Here is a 21,468-nt window from a genome sequence, read left to right on the forward strand (position 1 = left end):
GCAAATTAAATTATTTAAAGATAACATAGAATCACTAGTATTGGTGATTTTTTTAAAAAAATTTCAGTATAGGTTTGTGTTTAAACTCAACCAAAAAATCTAAACTTATGGAAACACTTTACAACAGATCCAATTCTTGGGAATCAACTTTTAGCAATACCTTTAAGGTTTGCTTTCTTTCCCTCATGGTCTTTACTTTTTCTCAAACAAAAAGCTTTGGTGAAATCAGACGTGTCAACAACCAATTGACCACTAACCATTCCCAAAGAATCTATGCCACCCTTCAAGAAGCACACAACTTTGCATCAGAAGGAGACACTTTGATGGTGGAAGGATCCACCATAGAATATGGAAATCTAGAAATGACCAAGAGGTTAACCGTAATTGGTACGGGTTATTTCTTGTTAGAAAATCCAAATACTAGTGCTTCAAATACTTTAAGTATATTTAATGTCATTTATGTAAAAGCAACAGCTAAGGGATCAGTCTTTATTGGGTTGGTTTTTGGTACAAGAAATGGAAATCACACATTTCTTATAGAGGCGGATGATCTGTTAATTATGAGATCCTTAATTTCTAATAATTTACAAATCTGGAATACAGTTAAAAACATTAAAATCATTCAAAATTACTTCTCTAGAACTGGCAGTTCTGTTTTTTTCATGGGTACAGCCAACCTTGGTTTTTCAGACATTACTTTTGATAATAATATATTAAATGGAAATTTAACTGCTGGCTTCTCATCAATACAAAGAACTTTCACTTCTATCCAAAACAATATTTTAAATGGATCTGTGGACATTACAACTACAACGTTCAGAAACAACATCATCACTTCTCAAAACACAAACTATACAATTAACTCAAGTAATAATCAAAATAATCTATTTAGAGGGAACAATCCATTAGCAACAATAAATGGCAATCAGATATACAACGAGAATCAGCTTTTTGTAGGGCCTACTTCGGCTTCAACGGATGGTCAGTATGTGCTAAAATCGGATTCACCATACCTTACAGCTGGCTACCAAGGTGCTCAGCCGGGAATTTTTGGCGGCAATACACCATATGTGCTTTCAGGACTTCCTGCTATCCCTTCGATATATGAGCTTGATGTAGCCACTTTCGGAAGTCAGGAAAATGGTCTGAATATCAAAATAAAGGCAAAAACAAATAATTAAGGCACAATGAAAAAGCCTGTATTATTTATTTGTTTGATGTTCCTATTTACACAAGGTTTCTGCCAAATCTCAAGGATAGAATATTTCTTGAATATGGATCCAGGAGTAGGAAATGCCAGAAGTATTGAATTCCAAGTTGGCCATTCAATAGAAAAAGCTTTCAATGTACCTCTTGACTTGCCACGAGGATTCCACACATTGGGCTTGAGGGTAAAAGGATCGGATGGAAAATGGTCACATACCATTTTGGAGCCTTTTTTTGTAGAAAACAACAAATCTTCAAACATCAAAAAAATAGAGTACTTTATAGATGATGAACCTGGTATCGGTAAAGGAATTTCCATCCCACTTACTCTGGGAGAAAATGGATATATCAACTACAATGTTCCTCTGAACAACGTTTCTGATGGGTTTCACATTTTGGGAATACGCTCTCTCGATGACCAAGGCAATTGGTCCACAACACAACAGGTAGCATTCTTCAATCGAAAGGGTAGCTTCCCGCCGAGGATAATTAGATTGGAATACTATTTTGTGGGTGAAGGAGCACCAAACAAGCTCTACACCTATAACCTTCCAAATCCAGCTGCCAATATAGACCTAAGCCTAATCGGCGATCTTTCTGACCTTCAAGCCAACAAGGATTACACCATTCACATCACAGCCTTTGAAGAGAATGGCATCAAAAGCAATACTGTGAGTGCAAATTTCTCTATCAGGCCTCCTTTATCGATAGAGACTATAGAGGCTACTGGACTGACTTGCTTCGAATCCAATGATGGTAAGGCAATTATCAAAGCTACTGGATCAGAAGCTGCTTTGGAGTACAGTATAGATAACGTCAACTATCAAGCTTCCAATGTATTCGAAAATCTCACTTCTGGGAATTATACCGCATATGTAAGGGAAAAAGAGGCGATAACAAGAATCACAGAAAAATCCTTCACGATCAGTCGTCCTACTAAACTTGAGCTACAGGCTGTAAACTTAACTCAACCAGAATGTACGAATGACAACACTGGAGGCTTCTCTATAAATACTTCTGGTGGAATAGCTCCTTATACCTATAAGCTTTCATCCCAAGCCACTTTCCAATCAAGTAATAGCTTTTCAGATTTGGGTATTGGCAACTACATCGTACATGTAAAGGATGCGAAAGGTTGCGAATCAACACTTTCGGTTAGCATCGTAGAAAAGAATCAAGCTCCTCCTGTACCTACAGTGACTGTAGATGGAACAGACGCAATTTCTACTGAAGTTTCTCTCATGTCAAGTGCGGCAGAAGGTAACCAATGGTTCAAAAATGGTGAACTAATCCCTGGTGCCACAGCCCAAAAACTTAACATCACTGAGTCTGGTATTTTCCATGTTGTAGTTACTGGAATAGGTGGATGTACTTCTACTTCAGCAACAATAGCCATTACTTCCACTCCAGAAATACGAATTTCGAACTTAAAAGTATATCCCAATCCTGCTAATGACCGATTACATCTTGACTTTGGAAGGGATATTCACCTTGATCGGATTAGGATTTTCAATACCTCTGGAAACATGGTCCAAGAAATCTCTAGTCAACAAAGCTTATCAACCCTGACAATCGAACTTCATAAAATGATTCCGGGGATTTACATGATTCAGCTTGAAGGAGTTGGTTTGTTAGAAAGAGTTAAGTTCATCAAAAAATAACAAAATCATGCATAGGATTTCAAAAACATACTTATACATAAATCTACTCGGCTTACTCATGCTGGTATACTCATGTAGCCAAGAAGGTAGTCCCGAAGCCCCTCCTGCTAAGGATCTATTGGCAAAATCATGGCAGATAGAGTCTATCGAAACTGCTGGCCAGCGGATAAGCCATGCTGGCTTCTCAATCCAATTCTACCCCAATGGTGACTTCAACTTTACTACTCAAGGCATACCAGGATTCCCTAATAGCGGAAAATGGGTCTTGAATACCGATAGAAATGAAATCATCTTAAATTCAAATATTGCATTAAAAATCATAGGCAGGATTCAAGCAAATAAGTTAGTCTTCGAATACACCTATAAAAACCACAAAATGGGTGATGTCGTCACCCAATTCAATTTGAAGTAAAAATCTAGTCATCCCCCCCTTGGTTAGCTTATTAGCTCCAAGGGGGAATTGAATAAGGCTAAAGACGACCCCCTCCTCTCAATAACTTATTAAAGGCAATTTCATCTCCAACCAAATAGAAAATTTATGTCAGTTTTCGATTAGGTTATGGGAATAAAAAAATTTAAAGGGATTTAATCACTGGTACACCCTGACATAATCCACCTCAAAAATATGTGGGAACAAACTGTCGTCTATTCCTTTTTTACCCCCCAAGCCCCCTCCTATTGCTAGGTTCAGGAGTAGGTGAAATTCATTATCAAATGGCCATACATCAGTGCCTTGCCCATTTTTCTCGTAAGTAAAATAGCAAATACCATTTACATAAGCCTTGATAATTTCTTCGTCCCAATACAAACTGTAAACATTAAATTCAGAAACCGCACTAGGCAGTAGGTAATCTTTTCCTACTTGGGTATTGATGATATGGTTATGGGCTTTGGTATGTACCGTGGCAAAGACTGTGTCTGGATTGAAGCCTACATGCTCCATAATATCAATCTCACCACCTTCAGGCCACCTTTTCTCAGAATTGCTCGGGAGCATCCATATGGCTGGCCATGTGCCATTTCCTGTGGGTAATTTGGCACTTATTTCAAAATATCCATATCTAAAATCTCCTTGTCCCAGAGACCTGAGTCTTGCTGAGCTATATTCTTTGTTTTCAATTGACTCTTTATGCGCGGTAATCTTCAAAGTTCCATTAGAAACCTCTGCATTTTTTAAGTTTGAATCAGTATACCATTGTAGTTCATTATTGCCCCAAGACCAATCATTGCCTCTGATATCAAATGACCATTTGGTGGAATCAGGAAGCCCATCATAATCAAACTCATCCTGCCATACCAATTCTTTGTCCTTTAGCTTCTCCCTAAGAAAAATCTTCTCTGCCAAAATCTCAGGTTCATCTGTAGTGATATAGTCTAGGTTATTATCTAACAGCCAATCCATTACATCAGGATCATTTACAGTCCATGAATTAAGCTTTAAACTTAGCTCTTTTGCTTCTGAAAAGTAGGATGTGTCTTTTTTGTACCTAGAAAAATGGTAGTTGATTCCATCAATTTTATTCTGTTTGACTTCCTTTGGATTTTTGTCACCTTCTAGATAGTGAACTGATGCAGTATTATCTATAGATTTTAACTTTTTAAGGATCTCAAAATCAAAACTGATATAGATCACTTTACTTTCAGCACCTATTTTCTTTACCAAAGCCATTGATTTTTCGGCTATATATTGTCCTTTTATAGTACCATTTTCAGAAGGTTTGACTTCCAGAACCAATTTAGTTTTAGGATTATCAAGCATCCCTTCATTCAAATACTCCAATAAAGTAGGAAGTCTTTCTCCATTGGAAAGAGGGAGTTCTATCAATTCAAGGTAAGTGGACTCCTCGACATTCAATCCTTGGTAAATTGGATCATGAACGATTATCAATGTATCATCTTTAGTGATGCGTACATCAAACTCAGAACCATCATAGCCCTGTTCAATCGCATTTCTTAACGAAGCTAGGGAGTTTTGTGGCAAGTTGTTTTTTTTCCAAGCACCCCTATGCGCTATTATTTTTGTATGCAATTCTTGATCATCCTGTGTTTGAAAAGCTTGATGATTACAAGAGATACATAAAACAGCAAAAACAAATAGTAATATTTTCATAAATAAATTAATTATACAGCAAACATATCAAAGTAGCGCATCACGACAAAACCTTAACTGAGCGCTTCAATTTAAGGGTTAAAAAAAAGGTGATTGAAAAAGGCAAACTAAAACGCCATATACTCAATCACCCTTTTTTAATTAATACCCCTCATTTTGAGGGTAATTTGGACCAAGAAGATTGATTTCACTCAATGGAATAACCCAATTTACCATATGGGGTTCCATAGTAGCTCTTGCATCATTTCTATATGGTAAAGGCCTTTCTATTGTATTATTAGCACCACCAGCAGTAGAGTTTTCTATGCTCTTGTCTCCAGGCATACCATATCCTGCATAAGTGATGATATGATCGTAAAGTTTACCAGTTCTTTTCAACATATACCATCTCCTACCTTCAAACGCCAGTTCCCTAGCCTGCTCATCTAGAAGGGCTTCTAATGAAATTTCTGATACAGGTGCAGCATTAGCACGAGTTCTTACAGCGTTTAATTGAGAAATGGCGTCACTCGTATTTCCAAGTCTGAAATTTGCCTCTGCTGCGAAGAGATAAGTCTCTGCTAGCCTATAGAGCATGATGTTTTTAAAATGATTGTTTTCAGTAGGAATACCATTATCAGGAAAATACTTTTTGCATCCCGCATTGAGTCTTATGAACCAAAAATTTCTATTGGCAGCAGTGGAAGCAAATTCTTGCCAATCAGGATGAATGATTTTTTCTCCTAAGACTTTATCAGATGGAATGGTATTGGGATCATTATAGACATAGTCTTGAATATAATAAGTACCCCTTATCCTTGTATCATTTGGGTCTTCATTTAGCAAATCCCTCAGGTAATTGTTCAATGTCAACCAACCAAAACCACGACCTCCTTGCTCGATAGTATATCTAGATCCGGGTATCAACTCGGCATAATTTGGCATTAAATTGAAGTTAATTCTATGAGCGATACCATTTATTTGGGCTCTCCACTGAAGTGTCCACAAAGCCTCAGAATGATTCAGATCACCTGCAAAGACAAGCCCTGTATTCGGAACAAGTGAGTGCGTACCTGAATTAATTACCGCCTCCGATTGAACTTTTGCCTCTTGCCAATCCTCTTCCCATAGAGCTACCTCTGCTCGAACATGTCTTGCTACACCATTTCTAATTCTACCTGGCTCTGAACTTGCTGCAGGTAGATTTTGAATAGCAAATGCCAGATCGCTTTTGATCAATGTGAAAATTTCTTCTTTTGGAGTTTTATCATTTATAATCAATGATGAATTTTCAGGCGTAGTAGGTTCGGTAGTGATATATATATTGTTGAATAATTTGTAAAGAATAAATACCGAGTGCGCTCTAAAGAATTTGGCTTCTGACAAAATCTGCAATCTTCTTTGTTCCTCAATATTGGTAATATTCTCAGCTGCTTGTATCAAGGCATTAGATCTATCTATCAATCTATAATAATGTCTCCAATAGTTTCCATATACACCACTATTATCGACACGAGTTCCATTTCGCATCCTTCCATAATTTGAAATCTCCCCTCCTCTTGGTACTGTCAAATCATCTTTGGAATCAATGATTATGGCATTTGAGCCGTTGTTTGCTTGATTTTCCCAAAAGGATCTATGCAAAGCATACAAGGCTACCACTCCCGCCTCAAGTCCATCAGCTGTATTGTAGACAAAATCTGCCGTAAACTGCGCCGTTGGTTTTTCTTCCAAATAATCGGTACAGGATATTAGACTTGAAAAGCCTAACAAGAGAAGCATTGTAATTTTTATATATGACTTTTTCATTGTTACTAATTTTTAATGGAGAATTTAGAAACTAAGATTAACTCCTAAAGTGTAAACTTTAGCATCTGGAAAATCACCAGGGTTATTTTCAGGGCTATATGATTTGTAATCAGTAAAGGTCAAAAGGTTTGTTCCAGTGAAATACAATCTGGCATTTGTCATTTTGAACTTATTCAAGAAAACAGGATTGAAATTGTAGGAAAGCGTTACAGTTCTTAACCTTACATAAGATGCATCGGCGATACCCAAAGTTGAAATATTTGCCGGAGCGCTTGAGAAGTTCGGTCTTGGGAAAGTTGTAGATGGATTTTCTGGTGTCCAATAGTCTACTTTTATGCCGTTTCTCACAGATTGCAATGTCCCGCCTTCATTAAAACTTGCTAGGTAAGGGTTGAATCTTGTGGCACCTTGGACAATATACATATCTGCAAATAGTTCAAAGTTTTTGTAGCGTACATTAGATGTGACAGAACCAAACCACTTAGGGTCTGTGCCCAAAATAACGTTGTCATCAATATCAATGACCCCATCACCATTCACGTCTTTCAGCCTGATAGCTCCAGCAGTCAAAGTAGTCACATTCTGAAATGGAGAAACAGTTCCATTCAAAGTTCCTTGTGCAGATGCCAAAGCTTCTTCATCAGATTGGAAAATACCATCAAACAACAGCGTTCTGATCACATTGATAGGTCTTCCAATAAATCTATTTCTATTCAAATCATCCCTAGGATTTCCTGCTTCGTCAAAAATTCCCGATGATAAAATCTGATTTCTATTTCTGGCAGCCATTGCTGTCATTGTCCAGTTGAAATCTCTTTTGTTGATAATATGACCTGTCAAAAATAGCTCCACACCATTGTTTTTCGATCTCCCACCGTTGGTAATCATGGTGGTAAACCCAGAAGTCCCTCCCAAAGAAATATCTGTAAGCAAATCTGTGGTTTCGGTATTGTAGTATTCGATGCTACCTGTCAATTTGTTCTGAATGATCCCAAAATCCAACCCAACATTAAATGTAGTAGAAGTTTCCCAGGTCAAGTTTGGATTTGGGAGTAAATTCCCCGGTAAATTACCACCTGTAATTTGACCTCCAAATACATACGGATAGTTCTCTACTACTCCCAAGGTAGTGTAAGGATCCAAAGACTGATTACCTACCGAACCGTAACTTGCTCTTAACTTGAATTCATCAATCAAATTAGAGTTTGCCAAAAATGACTCCTTATGCATCTGCCAGGCAAATGAAGCAGCTGGAAAAAAACCCCACTTGTTATTGACAGCAAATACTGAAGCGCCATCAGCTCTTCCAGTTACAGTCAGTAGATATTTATCCTTCAATGTATATCTTGCTCTTCCTAGAAATGACGCTAGTTTAAATTCCTGTTGCGTTCTTTGTGTATTGAAATTCAACGCATTAGAAATACCGTTAAATCCAAGTATATCACTACCGAAACCAGTTCCAGTGGAGAAAGTCCTACCATTAGTACGTTCATTTATGGAATGAACAAATGTGAAATCAAAAACATTGTCATCATTGAACTGATCTGAATAATTAAAAATGTTTTCAATCAAAAACTCTTCTCTCGATGCATTAGCCAAAGTAGCTCTACCGTTTGGTGTTACACCTGCCGAATGTAAACGTGTAATGTAAGTACCTTCTTCACTTGCTCTTTGGCTAGTAAGTGCATTGAGTTTGTAGCTGAATTTATCACTGAACTTGTATGTTGCGACAAAATTCAAATTATAAAAGTTTGACTGAATGTTATTATCAGACTCTCTAATGTTCCACAAAGGGTTGATTGTCGCACTACTTGCATTTGCACCAGCGACTTCCCTTACCAAATTACCCTCTAAATCTCTAGGGCCAGTAAACGGAGAGATTGTGATAAAGTCGAGATTAGAGGATTCACGTCGTTGATTGTCTCTACCCATATTTAAATTCGTCTCCAGCGTAAGCTTATTTGTTACTTTCTGTTGAAGATTGATTCTAAAAGTTCCTCTAGTGAAATTTGAAGTGGGGATTAGGCCTGACTGATCAAAAAGATTGATACTCGAAAAGACTTTAGTTCTATCAGTACCTCCTGACAAGCTGATATTGTGATTTTGAATAATGGCCGTCCGCAATACTTCATCTTCCCAATTGACATAGTTTCCTGCGATAAAATTCTGATACTCTGGAGCCTCTGTGCTACCACCAAAATTCACAATATCATCGCTGTATGCTTGCTGTCCATCGACAATTGGGTTCATTGTTCTCCTCGCTTCTCTTCTCAATTGGGCAAATTCCTCAGCATTGTAAAGGTCGAAATTCTTGGTCAGGTTTTGTGATGACATATATGAGTGCACAGTGACTGCAATTTTACCTTCTTTAGGTCGCTTTGTAGTGACTAAAATAACCCCATTGGAAGCCCTAGCACCGTATATGGCCTGAGATGAAGCATCTTTGAGAACCTCGATTGAAGTGATATCATCTGGATTGATATCGTTGATATTATCCACTGGGAAACCATCCAATACGATCAATGGTGCATTTCCTCCTCGAATAGAATTCCTACCTCTGATCAGGATATTCGATGTGCCACCTGGTCTAGCAGATCCGAGAGTCACTTGTACACCGGCTGCTCTACCTCTTATCATCTCTGCTACGTTGGTGGTGGGAATCGAGGTTGCTTTATCAACATCAATTACTGATACTGATCCAGAAATCTGCGATCTCTTTTGTGTACCATACCCTACTACTACTACCTCATCGAGATTACTCAGATCTTGTGAAAGAATTACTTCCATAAGCGTGCTTACTATTGGAAGCTCTTGCTTAGTGAAGCCCAGATAAGAAAATATAATTGTCTCGGCCGAGGAAGGTGCTGCTAATACAAAATTACCATCCAAGTCTGTGACGGTTCCAATAGTAGTTCCTTTTATTAAGACAGATACCCCAGGGATTCCGTCTCCAATTTCATCTTTTACTACGCCCCTTACAGTTTTTTCCTGTTGCGCAAGTGAAACACTAAAAAGCCCTATATAAACTAGCCATAATAGGAGAATGCTTTTTAGCCTTCTGATTGGTAATTTGTATTCCATATTCTTCTAGGTTTTGTTAATGAACTCAAAACTATCAAGAAAGGAAATTGAAAGAAATTTGTATGCCTATACAAAATTGCTACCTGAAAAAATTAATCATATAAATATGTATATCAATTATTTATAACACAAATTGAAAAACATCCACTATATAAATAAAAATTCTTTTTCATCTTGTAGTGGTAATGTAGGGCTATATACTAAGTATAAAATCTGTCAAATTAACATCTTGATCAAGACCTAACTTTTTCCTCAACCTATACCTCCTCACCTCTATACTTTTAGTAGAAATATTCAGTAAAGACGCAATCTCCTTAGCACTAAGATTCAATCTTATGTATGTACAAAACTTTAGATCGTTATGGTTTAGATCAGGGCAAATTTTTTTGGCCCTTTCCAAAAATTCTTTGTCTGCATTATTAAATGCTTCTTCAAAAAAATCCCAATCTTTTTCATTGTTCAAATTACTATCGATCAATTTATAGACTGTAGAATTCTCAGGTAAGTTTGTTTGAGATTTGAGTTCCTTTCTTACTTTTATCAAGAAATCATTCCTCTTGATGTTGTTCATAGTAAGAATGGCAAGCTCACGGTTCTTACTTTCAATTTCGACTTCAAGCTGTTTGTTTTTTAGTCCGATTATCTTTTGTTCTGTTTTGATCTTAATATTCTCCAGTTCTCTTATATTTTGCAACTTTGCCTCTTCTGCCTTTCTAAAAAAATGCTCTTTGTAGGATTTGTGAATTATAAAACCCAAAAGGGCCAAAATGGCTATGTAGATCAAGATGGCTAAATATGAGAAATAAAAAGGTTTTTCTATTGAGAAATCAAAAGATGCATAGTTTTCAGAAGAAAAATCTCCTATTCTAGATTTCACTTTGAAAGTGTATGCTCCAAAGGGAAGATTTTCAAACTTCACTTTACTGTCATTACTCCAAGCGGACCATTGGCTATGGTAGCCTTCTATAAAGTAGCTGTATTGTACTTCCTTATATTTTTCATGGAAAGGCACATAGTATGAAAACTCCAAAGTACGATTAGCAAACTTCAGTGAAGCTGGTTTGTCTATATCAGCGAGAATCACAGTATCACCAAAAACCGTGACGCTATTCAAATGAATATGATGTTTTGGACTTTTATTTTTATTGAAATCAAGCCTTACGTATCCATTTGTCTTTCCAAGAATATACTGATCTTTTCCAATAGTATTTAGATTTTCAAAACTAATTACTGATCTTCTAAGATTGTTTGGGATATAGAATGATTCTGTTTCATAGGATTCTTTTGCGGCACTTTTTCTGGCATAAGTGATCCCATTTTTATTAAATGACCACACCCTCCTATTGATAGGATCATTTATAAGCTTTGCAGATAAAAAAGTCTCTGGATCAATCAATTTACTCAATGATGGATTTTTGATTAATGAACCATCTCTTTGGATTTCAAAAACTCCATCTAAACTACTGAAAAAAATCTTTTCATCAAAGCTAACAAGTGAGGCTCCTGATAGATTTGGAAGGTCTGTAAATCGTAAGACATTAGAGATTTTGTTGCTATTGGAGTCCCACATTATTTTAAACAAACCTTTGTTTTCATGACTAACCCAAAATATAGAATCATCCATGATCTCAAAAAATCTTGCCGAAAAATCAAAGCCTTCGATCTTTTCCCAAGCATCCCATTTCCCATCTTTATTGTAAATCCTGCCTAAACCTGAATAAGCTCCAAAAAAAATAGAATTCGGTAAAGATGGATTTTCTTTGAAACCCCATACTCCAGGAATATCTAAAAACAATTCAGCTTTTCCATTATTGACTTTGAATACACCTAATGCATGACCACAGAAAAGTACACCACCTGACTCATACAAGGACCAAACTTGTCCCTCTGTCCCAGGTACCATTTGAAGACTGTTATTTATTGCTTCATCTTTGTAAAACAAACCTTGATTTGATCCCAAATATATTTTGTTGTTGTGAATAAGGGTTGCATATACAGTCCCTAGTACACCTTGAGAATTAACATACTCAGTAACATAGGATTTGTAATTAATACAGTCAATCCCATTATCCAATGCAAGCCATATGTTTTGCTGAGAGTCCTCGAATATATTCAATACTGTGTTGTTATTTAACCCATTTCCTTGGTTCAAAACACCTATGAATTCACCATTTTTATTCAATTGGATTAGACCTTCTGATATAGTTCCAATTAAAATATCTCCACTTGATGTTATTTTTGCACTGAAAATTTTTCTATCTGGAAACAACTTATTGAAATCAGTCTGTAATTTCTCTACTTTTTCTCCCACAACCTGATAAATCCCATGATGTCTAGTGAAAATCAATTTCCCATTTTCTGATTCTACAATATTTACAACAAGGTCACTATTGATTTTCTCCGGTAATTCCAAAAATAGTTTCTCTTGACCCATTTCAAGTCTAAAAATCCCCTTACCCTTCTTTTGAATCAAAAGTTGATTATCAACTTCAAATATCCTTACATAAGACTTTTCATCCGTAATCACCTTGAGCGTTTGCTGTGGTATGTCATATATGTAGAGTCTATCCAATGACTGAAAAAACACTTGATTGTCTATAATCTTGATATGCCAAATATTCTCATCTTCGAGCATCTCTGCTTCTTTGGATAAAGATATGTATTGAAGTTGGCCTTTGGCGTTTCTTTGGTAATAGCCAAACTCCATATAAGACCCAACAAAAATATAGTCTGAAAAAGATGCTACTGTACGAATCACACTCTGATTGGGAGATGGATACAGTTTCCAGTTAGCACCATTGTATTCAAGCAAACCCTCATTGTTTGCGAAAAATAGCCGTTTATTGTCAGTTTCGGTAATTTCCCAATTTTGATTGCCTGCATCATAATTTCTAGGGCTAAAGTTGATAATAGGAAACGACTCTTGGGACTTTGTCTCATAGGAAACTAAGGATAAATAAAATATCAATAAAAAACTAAATCTTAAGGGCATTTTGGGTTTTGTTTTGATCGAAAAATAAAGCTTTTTTTCAAAAATATTATTAAGCCAGTATTATGAATAATATATAACTGCTGAGATGCGAATCAACATAGCTTAATAAAGGCAATTTCATCGCCAACCAAATAGAAAATTTATGTCAGTTTTCGATTAGGTTATGGATTTTAACATCTCAAAAATCCCTTCATTTTCTAAGATGCGTAATCCTGCTCGATCGTTGGATACTCCTGATACCAATTTGAATGTATTATATGGCTGATTATCGATCACTTTGTACTCAAAGTGATTGAAGGAAATGTTTTTGATATGATTGATCCTAGCTGCTACTTCTATGTTATGCGAGGAAATAATAAAAAGACTGGTCGGGATTTTTGATAGGGCCTCTGTCAGCATGGATGTAGCATCTGATGCGTCTTCTACATTTGTGCCTTTGAATAATTCATCCATGATTACGATCATGTGCTTGTGTTGCTTTAATGAATTAACCATCGTTTTTACCCTCATTACCTCATTATAGTAATGACTATACCCATCTTTAAGGCTATCTGAGAGATTGATACTAGTCATCATACCACTATATAGGGTAGTTCTCATACATTTTGCAGGGACAGGAAAACCAAGGTGAGCCAAATACATTGCAGAACCGAAGGATTTAAGAAAAGTAGACTTTCCAGACATATTTGCTCCAGTCAAAAAGCATAAATTATTTTCTTTGTCTAGTTTAAAATCATTGGTAACTGCTTCTTTTACCAAAGGATGAAACAATCCTTTGATATCTACCATCGAGTCTTCAGGGGTGATGTATTCTGGATAGCACATCTGATGCCTTTCAGCCACTTGACCCACTGTCTCAAGCACATCTAGTAGATAGATGAGTTCCAAAAGCTCTGATATATCCTTACTTCTTCTAAAATATTGATCATACTTCCCTATTGGAAAGATCTTTTCATCTATCTCGATGATTTCATTCAATTCTCTCCTGCTTAGTATCTCTGTCATCCTGAAGGATATCTTTGAAAGGTAAGTGGGAAGTGTTTCGTCTGATAGTTTTTCAATTACCGTATGGAGAAAAACAATGAATTGTAGTATGTGATTTACACCTGTCTCTACTATGTAGTAATTCCCAGAAGGCCTGAAAAAATTCTTCAACCACTGGATTAGAGATACCTCAAATCCCTTCTTGAACAAGGGGATACTGGATCGAAGATAATACTCCACAGCATTAAGCTGTTTTTTGTCGATGTTAAACTCGATTTGTTTTTCCGCCAAAAATTTAATTGCGTCCCTCCGTCCTTCAATTTCTTCCAAATTCCTTGAGGGGGATTTGATGATTTCTGACAACTTAATTTTTCCCCCAGAAGTGCTTACCTGATTGAAGAAAGCGAACAAATCACCTTCTTGAAATGAATCAAAGAAATCTAAGTCTTTTAGCGTCTGCTGATCTATTCCAAAGGGCTGTAGTTTCGTCATTTCTTTATTTTCGCTAAAAGTTCCCCTGGGTAAATAATTGTGGTATACAAGCTCTTCTTTATAGTTTTTCACCTGGAGACAAGCCCCACCCTTCATCAAGTATAAATGATCACTGATATCTATAATATTCATATAATCGTGATCTGTGATCAAAAAACCTTTTTCCATTTTATGGGTGGAAATCAATGCTTTGATCAGTTCTTTGTACAAAGGTTCAATCCCAGAAAATGGCTCATCAAGCAAAATGAATTTGACTGGCAAATGACAAATCAACAAAACTTCTAAATACCGGCGTTCACCTCCAGATAATGAGGTGATTTTTTTGTTCAGGTGTTTGGAAATTCTTTCGTTTTCTAGAATTTTCTGACGCTGGGTTTTGTTTGAAACAAATTGATTGATGATACCTTTGATAGTCAGGATTGTAGGCAAAAAACTATGCTGTGGAAGATAAGCTATAAGGTTTCCGCATTTGTAGGGTTCTTGAAAGACGACATTGTTGATTCGTATCATTTTGTCATCTGCTGAGAGTGTCCCAAAGATGATTTGAAAGAGCGTAGATTTTCCAGTACCATTTCTACCCAATATCCCTAAGACTTCACCCGTTTTGCAAAGAAGGTATATATCCGAGATAACTGTCTTATGATTTACCTTCTTTATAACTCCACTTATTTCAAGTTGATTACTTTCCATCATGAAGCCTTTCTAGCGTGAAATAAATGATAAAAATCAAGACATTGAATACTTGAGTGTACGCAATCAATTTTAGCTTAGAATAGCCTCTATTAAAATAAAAGTAATATTTCTCCTTGTATCGCTTTTCAAATAAATACAGTGCAATAAACATCCCTCCAGAGATAAATGAAAGCATAAATCCTCTTAAAAAGTTTTCGTCAAGTACAAGAAATAAAAAACCTATCAAGATTGAAAATGGGAGGTTGAAACTGTTAATTTCTCTGTAGTATAATAGAATATTCTTCAATCTTGCTTGATTAGTTTTTGGATTATTGATTTAAATATAAGATGATTATTTGAAAATCCATCATCAAACTTGTTCTATAGTTTTTTGTGATTTTAGCAAAACCTGTTTCCTTTTTCACTTATGTTCAATAAATTAGCACCTCACCCTGATTTCAACTTATGAAGAAAACTCAAGCAAAACCCAAGCTATTTAGTAGTGATTTTTGGGATGTAAATAAGATTCTAAGTATTTCTGCTATTTTCATTTCGTTTATGACTTTTTTGGTATTGATCTATCAGACCAAGATACTGAGAGAACAACAACTCCTATCCTCTATGCCGTACATAGACATTTCAAATAGAGGCTCTTATACACCTAATTTTAAAATCATACTAACAAATCAAGGAATTGGCCCTGCAGTATTGGAAGAGGTAAATATTTTTTTTGAGGGGAAGAAAACAAGTTTTATAGACTTGGTACCATTTGTATTTGAAAAAAGTGACACCATCCAGAACTTAGAACATTTACTACATTCTAATATTTATCCAGGAAGACTGATTCCTGCTGGAGAAATTATACCAATTTTCGAAGTAATTGATGATTTAAATGAGTCCATTATTCTCAAATCAGAGATGGACCAACTTTATGTAGCAGGTTTGGAGTGGGAAATCATTTACTCATCAGTGTATAAAGAAAAATGGAGAATCACACACAAATCACTTGCCCCTGAGAAGTTGTGAAAATCCATTGAACATTTGTGACAAAAAAACCAATGGTTTTGACAGCTATAAATCTAAGACTCATTCATGCTAATCGACATATTTCTGCTTTAGTTGTTTAAGAGTAGTACCACCTGTTTAGATTATGCAAAGCGTCATCAAAAAACCTAGAGTTTCAAGTAGAATGACACTAATTGAATCTGTAATTTCAAATTCTATAATTCCTATCAAACCGGATCATGCAGAGATAGAATCTTCAAGCCCTCAATCTCCAAATCCCTCAATTTCATCCCCGCTAGTATAAATTCATCGGCTTCTACATGCTTCTTGAATTCATAGATAAGCTTCAGCAGCAACTTTGCTTTATGTATTCTATCCATTGGAAATGGATTTAAATTCGCCTCTATGATCTTTTTGAGCTTGATTTCAATTTGCTCTTCCCTCCTATCCAACGCTGATAAAATCTCAAAAACATCCATTGTTTATATTATTGACATTTTTCCACTTATAATATTCTCATAAAAATAATCATAGTCAAATAGCTGAAGTAATCCACCTCAGCAAAAGTCTGTCAAATTTGTTCAAAAAAATAAAGTACTGAGTTCGTTTTATTGCAAATCCGACCAAAAACAAGCAAATTGTTAGTTGAAATTTTTCAATAACAAATCAGAGAGAATGAACCATAAATATCTTAAACCAAGGCAGGCATTAAATAAAGCATTTTTAAAAGTAAAACCTGTAAGAGCCCAGATCAATCAATTAGTTTATGAACTTTATGGGTTGACTGAGGAGGAGATTAGGGTAATAGAAGGGGGTGAAGGGTGAACTTGACAATTAAAAAAATTATTAAGATTGGCCAGAAAGAGTATATGGAAAAACTTCTAAAAAATGGAGAAGTTTATTTTAATACTGTTGAATATTTTAGAAAGAATGATGTAGGCGATTACCTAAGAGGTGATTTTGCTGAAGGGCTAAAGTACAGCCAATTAATTAATTTTAGATCCCCTTCTTTAGAAGAATTTGGTATTAAGTTTAGAAATGCAAAAATCAATGGGGATACCGATATAAGCCACCTATTTTCAATGTATATGGTAACATCTGAGTTTTGGGAAGGCAAAATTCATTTCGATAAAAGGATTTTAGAATTTGGAGATTACGCTTTGATAATCAATCCCCGTGAATTTTTAGAAAAGGTTATGAAAGCTTCAAAATATGAAATTAAATATGGGCCGGCCGTCTATTACAAAACCCCACCAATTCCAATTTCACTAAATTCCTTTTCCAAACGAGAAGAGTTTAAATACCAAAACGAATTTCGCTTTGTAATTAATTCAAGTTCAAAGAAGCCTATTATAATAAAAATCGGTGATATTTCAGATATCGCTACGATGATTCCAACTGAAACTTTATTGAAAATTGAATTTTTAAAGAATTAAGAACTTATGAAAGCCAACGAACTACAAATCATCAACTTTTTACAGACACCAAGGGTACAGTTTGTAATCCCAGTTTATCAACGGAATTATGACTGGACTACCGCTGAATGTGGGGAGTTATTAAAAGACATCATTTCTGTAAGAGAACAGGATAGAAGCTCCCACTTTATTGGAAGTATTGTTTTTATTCATGAAGGAATTTACAGCACCAGTGAGGTAAGGGAGTTGGTCATTATCGATGGGCAGCAGCGTTTGACCACCATCAATATTCTCTTTGTTGCTTTGTATCGCTTTGCTCTTGAAAATAACAGACAGCAAGATGCAGATATGCTCTATAATACTTTTCTGATCAATCAGTATGTGCAACAGGAAGTCAGTAAGCTTAAGCTTAAGCAAACGGATGCGAATTCAATAGCTTTCAAAGCCATCCTAAAAGGAACAGAAAAGGGCATTGATGATTATTCGAATGTTATTGAAAATTACAATTACTTCAGAGGAATAATAACCGAGGCAAATTTTCATACCATTTTGGAAGGGCTTCATCGATTGATATTTGTTGAGATATCCCTTGAAAGAGGTAAAGATGATCCACAGCGAATTTTTGAGAGCTTGAATTCTACGGGATTGGATCTTTCTCAGTCAGACTTGATCCGGAATTTTATCTTGATGGATCTTCCTCCCCAGAAGCAAAATCAAGTTTATGAATCCATCTGGAGTCCTATTGAGCAAAATGCTAGAGATGTCACCAAGAGGACATCTTTGGTCTCTGATTATATCCGTGACTACCTGACTCTCAAGAACAAGAAAATCCCAAACAAGAATAAGGTGTATACCGAATTTAAAAGTCTCTATCAAGACAAAAAGGATGAGGATTATCAGCAGGAGTTAGAAAACATCAAGTCGCTTTCCTACCATTACAAAAAATTTGTAAACCCATCATCTGAGCAAGATAGTAGAATCAGAAAAGAGTTGGAATATATCCACAGGCTGGAAATCAATGTAGCCTACCCTTTTTTACTACAGGTATTTGAAGATGAAGAAAATGGTATCATCAGTAAAGAAGAGCTGATCAAAGTTTTGAAATTGGTCCAGAGCTTTGTTTGGAGAAGATTCATTGTAGGACTTCCTACTAATGCCCTGAATAAGATTTTCATGACTCTTTATTCGGAGATTGACAGTGAGGAGTACTGTGATTCGATGGCAGCTGCATTATTGAAAAAGGGAGGTAGCATGAAGTTCCCTACCAATGAAGAAATCAGAGTTGCACTAAAAGACAAAGATCTTTACAATACCCAAGCAAAGAACAGAAACTATCTTTTTGAACTACTGGAAAACTTCAATAACAAAGAGCATGTCGATACTTCCAGTGAGCTGATCACAGTGGAACATATTTTCCCACGGACACCAAGTAAGGAATGGGAAGAACAGCTTACACCCGAAGAATTCTTTGAGTTTAAAGAGAAATATGTAAATACTATTGGGAACCTAACGTTGTCTGGAAATAATGGCTCACTGAGTAATAGATCCTTTCAAGAAAAAAAAGCGATGAATGAAAATGGTCTTGAACAGGGATATGCTTACAGTAGATTATGGCTTAACACCTATCTCCAGAAAATCGAAAAATGGGATATCAATGCTTATGAAGAGCGCTTTAAGATTATCTATGAACGATTTTTGAAGATTTGGGAGTTTCCTGAAGTAGTGGTTTTCGACGAGAATGATGCTGAGGAACAGAATATTTTTGATGCTGATCCTCCTACCTATAAGAAACTCGAATACTTCATATTCGAAGATACTAAGATAGAGGAGGATGCAGTGGTACAGATGTATTTTTATGTCTTGAAACAACTCTTCCAAAAGAACTCTGAATTACTGGTAGAGGGGCAAGAAGTGCTGAAAATCACCAGAAAAGTTGAAGACTTTCGGGATGGCAGAGAAATCGCCAATGGTTGGTTTGTTGAGTCGAATATAGACAGTAACACCAAATTCAGTGTATTGAAAAAGCTATTGACCATTTTTGAAATGGAAGAGGAGCTTTATATAAAGTATCAAAGCGGGGCAGTAAACAGTGGTGAACCAGGGAGGTATTCTATCAGGAGAAAGTACTGGCAGCAGCTTATTCCGCTTTTAGTGGGTACAAACTTATTTACCAACATTAAACCAACAAAAGATCATTGGTTAAGTGCCGGAGCTGGAAAATCTGGAATTAGTTTTACAATGATCATTACCAAGTCTTGTGTTCGAATTGAATTAGGTATTTTGTCCTCTTCAAAAGAAACTAACAAGCGAGACTTTAAGAGACTTTACCAAAATAAACCTGAAATTGAAGAAGCTTTTGGAAGCCCACTTGAATGGCAAGAATTACCTGATAACAAAATGTCCAGAATAAAGACTGAGATGCAAGGAATTAACCTTTTCAACGAAGAAGATTGGGTTCAAATGAACCAATTCTTTATTGAGAACTTGCCCAAGTTTGAGAGGGCTTTTAAGGAGCAGATATTAAGATTGAAGTAAAATCAATTAGACTTAAATAGATTAATTGTTAATTACTCTAATCAAATGTTTATTTATTGCTAGACAGTAAGCTTTATGAATAACCAAATCGAAATTTATCAAGGTAATGATGGTCAGACTCAGATCGAGGTAAGGTTTGAAGGTGAAACTTTTTGGCTGTCTTTATTGCAGATTTCGGAATTGTTTTAGAGAGACAAGTCTGTTATTTCTAGACATATTAAAAACATTTATCGTGAAGGAGAATTAGATAAAAAGTCAACTGTTGCAAAAAATGCAACAGTTCAAACAGAAGGTAAAAGAAGGGTTGAAAGAGAAGTTGAGTTTTATAACCTAGACTTGATTTTATCTGTCGGTTACCGAGTTAACTCAAAACAAGGGACTCAGTTCCGTCAATGGGCTACACAGCAACTTAAAGCTTATTTAGTGCAAGGTTATGCCATCAATGAACAAAGACTGAAACAAAAACAGCAGGAAGTTCAAACTTTAAAAGATGGAATTCGGATTCTAAGTAGGGTTATAGAACAGAAAGCAGAAGACCAAAATTCAGATTGGCTTCATCACTTTGCATCAGGATTGGAATTATTGGATGATTATGACCATGAAAATTTAGATAAAAAAGGACTAACCAAAACACGAGCAAAGTTTCCAAATCTTGATGATTATAAGAAGGTCATATTCGCTATGAAGTCAGATTTTGAATCAGGCGTATTTGGTAAAGAAAAAGACGGTAGTTTTGAAAGTGCTATTTCGCAGATCAGTAAAGGATTTGATAATGAGGACTTCTACCCTAGCCTTGAGGAAAAGGCGGCCACACTTCTATATCTGATTGTGAAGAATCATGGCTTTGTAGATGGAAACAAAAGAATTGCAGCTGCATGTTTTCTCCTCTTTTTACAAGTCAATGGCCTCCTTTACAACGATGAGAAAAACTCTATCATAAGCAATGATGCATTGGCAAGCTTAACCTTGTTTATTGCATCAAGTAAGCCTGATGAAATGGATACTGTTAAAAAATTGGTCATTAGCGTATTAAATAGAAATCGTAAAATCGAATCGAAGTTATGAAATGGGATAAAATCATCACCACGGAGCAGGAATATGAAAAAGCGCTAAAAAGACTCTCTACAATATTTGATACCAACCCAGATAGTCCTGAAGGAATGGAAGCAGAGCTTTTGGTGACGCTGATAGACAAGTATGAAAAGGAGCATTACCCTATCGCTTTGCCTGAGCCTATTATTGCTATCAAGGAAGCCATGGAAATGAAAGGGCTAAAGGATAAAGACTTGATTCCTGCCATTGGCAGTAAGACAACTGTAAGCCTTGTACTCAACCGTAAGCGAGCATTGACCATAGATATGATCAGAAACTTTCATGAGCTCTTAGGGTTGCCTGTTCAGGTATTAATTCAGCCTTATGAATTGAATAGAAAGCAAGATATGGTAAAATAATTTTTATGAAATTGAAGTAGTATTTATCATTAAAAAATTATGTGAACTTTGGGGAATTAATAAAAATGAATGGGTA

General features: G+C 35.9%; 16 protein-coding genes. 9 read left to right on the forward strand and 7 right to left on the reverse strand.

All coding sequences use genetic code 11. The features are described from left to right. Positions 1 to 107: 107 nt before the first annotated feature. The 3 genes from MM214_RS10200 to MM214_RS10210 are packed head-to-tail and all read left to right on the forward strand — an operon-like array spanning position 108 to position 3,279. Positions 108 to 1,181 (forward strand): right-handed parallel beta-helix repeat-containing protein, encoded by a 1,074-nt coding sequence (locus tag MM214_RS10200; RefSeq protein WP_241295010.1) that lies wholly within the window; start codon positions 108 to 110, stop codon positions 1,179 to 1,181. Between the two features lie 6 nt (positions 1,182 to 1,187). Continuing rightward, on the forward strand, positions 1,188 to 2,867 hold the full coding sequence (locus MM214_RS10205; protein ID WP_241295013.1) for a T9SS type A sorting domain-containing protein: 1,680 nt from the start codon (positions 1,188 to 1,190) through the stop codon (positions 2,865 to 2,867). 7 nt (positions 2,868 to 2,874) lie between these two features. After that, positions 2,875 to 3,279 carry a hypothetical protein gene (locus MM214_RS10210; protein WP_241295016.1) on the forward strand — a complete coding sequence of 135 codons (405 nt, stop codon included), beginning with the start codon at positions 2,875 to 2,877 and terminating at the stop codon, positions 3,277 to 3,279. A 177-nt stretch (positions 3,280 to 3,456) separates the two neighbouring features. On the opposite strand, the gene MM214_RS10215 is transcribed toward MM214_RS10210, so the two are convergent. The 6 genes from MM214_RS10215 to MM214_RS10240 all read right to left on the reverse strand — a co-directional run bounded on the left by MM214_RS10215 (position 3,457) and on the right by MM214_RS10240 (position 15,293). Beyond that, on the reverse strand, positions 3,457 to 4,977 hold the full coding sequence (locus MM214_RS10215; RefSeq protein WP_241295019.1) for a glycerophosphodiester phosphodiesterase family protein: 1,521 nt from the start codon (positions 4,975 to 4,977) through the stop codon (positions 3,457 to 3,459). A 141-nt stretch (positions 4,978 to 5,118) separates the two neighbouring features. After that, positions 5,119 to 6,765: a RagB/SusD family nutrient uptake outer membrane protein gene (locus MM214_RS10220; RefSeq protein WP_241295022.1), complete on the reverse strand. Its 1,647-nt coding sequence runs from the start codon at positions 6,763 to 6,765 to the stop codon at positions 5,119 to 5,121. 24 nt (positions 6,766 to 6,789) lie between these two features. Then, positions 6,790 to 9,846, reverse strand: coding sequence for a SusC/RagA family TonB-linked outer membrane protein (locus MM214_RS10225; protein WP_241295024.1), 3,057 nt, complete (start codon positions 9,844 to 9,846; stop codon positions 6,790 to 6,792). Between the two features lie 193 nt (positions 9,847 to 10,039). Then, on the reverse strand, positions 10,040 to 12,838 hold the full coding sequence (locus tag MM214_RS10230; RefSeq protein WP_241295026.1) for a helix-turn-helix and ligand-binding sensor domain-containing protein: 2,799 nt from the start codon (positions 12,836 to 12,838) through the stop codon (positions 10,040 to 10,042). A gap of 156 nt (positions 12,839 to 12,994) precedes the next feature. Next, complete coding sequence (locus MM214_RS10235) at positions 12,995 to 15,007, reverse strand: MutS-related protein (RefSeq protein WP_241295027.1); 2,013 nt, start codon at positions 15,005 to 15,007, stop codon at positions 12,995 to 12,997. After that, positions 14,994 to 15,293, reverse strand: coding sequence for a hypothetical protein (locus tag MM214_RS10240; RefSeq protein ID WP_241295029.1), 300 nt, complete (start codon positions 15,291 to 15,293; stop codon positions 14,994 to 14,996). The genes MM214_RS10235 and MM214_RS10240 overlap by 14 nt, the downstream gene beginning before the upstream one ends. Positions 15,294 to 15,451: 158 nt before the next feature. On the opposite strand from MM214_RS10240, the gene MM214_RS10245 reads away from it, so the two are divergent. Beyond that, a complete protein-coding gene (locus tag MM214_RS10245; RefSeq protein ID WP_241295032.1) occupies positions 15,452 to 16,012 on the forward strand; it encodes a hypothetical protein in 561 nt (186 codons plus the stop codon). A 206-nt stretch (positions 16,013 to 16,218) separates the two neighbouring features. On the opposite strand, the gene MM214_RS10250 is transcribed toward MM214_RS10245, so the two are convergent. After that, entirely contained in the window at positions 16,219 to 16,470 is a 252-nt protein-coding gene (locus MM214_RS10250) for a hypothetical protein (RefSeq protein WP_241295035.1), read from the reverse strand. 196 nt (positions 16,471 to 16,666) lie between these two features. Here MM214_RS10250 and MM214_RS10255 point away from each other — a divergent pair, with 196 nt between their 5' ends. The 5 genes from MM214_RS10255 (at position 16,667) to MM214_RS10275 (ending at position 21,392) form a co-directional block, all read left to right on the forward strand. Then, positions 16,667 to 16,816, forward strand: a complete 150-nt coding sequence (locus tag MM214_RS10255) for a hypothetical protein (RefSeq protein WP_241295038.1) — start codon at positions 16,667 to 16,669, stop codon at positions 16,814 to 16,816. A 44-nt stretch (positions 16,817 to 16,860) separates the two neighbouring features. Continuing rightward, entirely contained in the window at positions 16,861 to 17,427 is a 567-nt protein-coding gene (locus MM214_RS10260) for a hypothetical protein (protein ID WP_241295040.1), read from the forward strand. 6 nt (positions 17,428 to 17,433) lie between these two features. Continuing rightward, entirely contained in the window at positions 17,434 to 19,941 is a 2,508-nt protein-coding gene (locus MM214_RS10265; RefSeq protein WP_241295042.1) for a DUF4268 domain-containing protein, read from the forward strand. 225 nt (positions 19,942 to 20,166) lie between these two features. Further along, entirely contained in the window at positions 20,167 to 21,006 is an 840-nt protein-coding gene (rhuM, locus tag MM214_RS19090) for a RhuM family protein (RefSeq protein WP_241295149.1), read from the forward strand. Next, positions 21,003 to 21,392: a helix-turn-helix domain-containing protein gene (locus MM214_RS10275; protein ID WP_241295044.1), complete on the forward strand. Its 390-nt coding sequence runs from the start codon at positions 21,003 to 21,005 to the stop codon at positions 21,390 to 21,392. The genes rhuM and MM214_RS10275 overlap by 4 nt, the downstream gene beginning before the upstream one ends. Positions 21,393 to 21,468: the final 76 nt, after the last annotated feature.

The organism is Belliella kenyensis (assembly GCF_022549675.1).
GTDB classification, from domain to species: Bacteria; Bacteroidota; Bacteroidia; order Cytophagales; family Cyclobacteriaceae; genus Belliella; species Belliella kenyensis.

What these genes read in the sequence shown, in the direction of transcription:
- MM214_RS10210 (WP_241295016.1), top strand. Translation starts at nt 2,875, where the DNA reads ATGCATAGGATTTCAAAAACATACTTATACATAAATCTACTCGGCTTA.
- MM214_RS10250 (WP_241295035.1), bottom strand. Translation starts at nt 16,470, where the DNA reads ATGGATGTTTTTGAGATTTTATCAGCGTTGGATAGGAGGGAAGAGCAA.
- MM214_RS10225 (WP_241295024.1), bottom strand. Translation starts at nt 9,846, where the DNA reads ATGGAATACAAATTACCAATCAGAAGGCTAAAAAGCATTCTCCTATTA.
- MM214_RS10275 (WP_241295044.1), top strand. Translation starts at nt 21,003, where the DNA reads ATGAAATGGGATAAAATCATCACCACGGAGCAGGAATATGAAAAAGCG.
- MM214_RS10200 (WP_241295010.1), top strand. Translation starts at nt 108, where the DNA reads ATGGAAACACTTTACAACAGATCCAATTCTTGGGAATCAACTTTTAGC.
- MM214_RS10255 (WP_241295038.1), top strand. Translation starts at nt 16,667, where the DNA reads ATGAACCATAAATATCTTAAACCAAGGCAGGCATTAAATAAAGCATTT.
- MM214_RS10260 (WP_241295040.1), top strand. Translation starts at nt 16,861, where the DNA reads ATGGAAAAACTTCTAAAAAATGGAGAAGTTTATTTTAATACTGTTGAA.
- MM214_RS10265 (WP_241295042.1), top strand. Translation starts at nt 17,434, where the DNA reads ATGAAAGCCAACGAACTACAAATCATCAACTTTTTACAGACACCAAGG.
- MM214_RS10230 (WP_241295026.1), bottom strand. Translation starts at nt 12,838, where the DNA reads ATGCCCTTAAGATTTAGTTTTTTATTGATATTTTATTTATCCTTAGTT.
- MM214_RS10205 (WP_241295013.1), top strand. Translation starts at nt 1,188, where the DNA reads ATGAAAAAGCCTGTATTATTTATTTGTTTGATGTTCCTATTTACACAA.
- MM214_RS10235 (WP_241295027.1), bottom strand. Translation starts at nt 15,007, where the DNA reads ATGATGGAAAGTAATCAACTTGAAATAAGTGGAGTTATAAAGAAGGTA.
- MM214_RS10215 (WP_241295019.1), bottom strand. Translation starts at nt 4,977, where the DNA reads ATGAAAATATTACTATTTGTTTTTGCTGTTTTATGTATCTCTTGTAAT.
- MM214_RS10245 (WP_241295032.1), top strand. Translation starts at nt 15,452, where the DNA reads ATGAAGAAAACTCAAGCAAAACCCAAGCTATTTAGTAGTGATTTTTGG.
- MM214_RS10220 (WP_241295022.1), bottom strand. Translation starts at nt 6,765, where the DNA reads ATGAAAAAGTCATATATAAAAATTACAATGCTTCTCTTGTTAGGCTTT.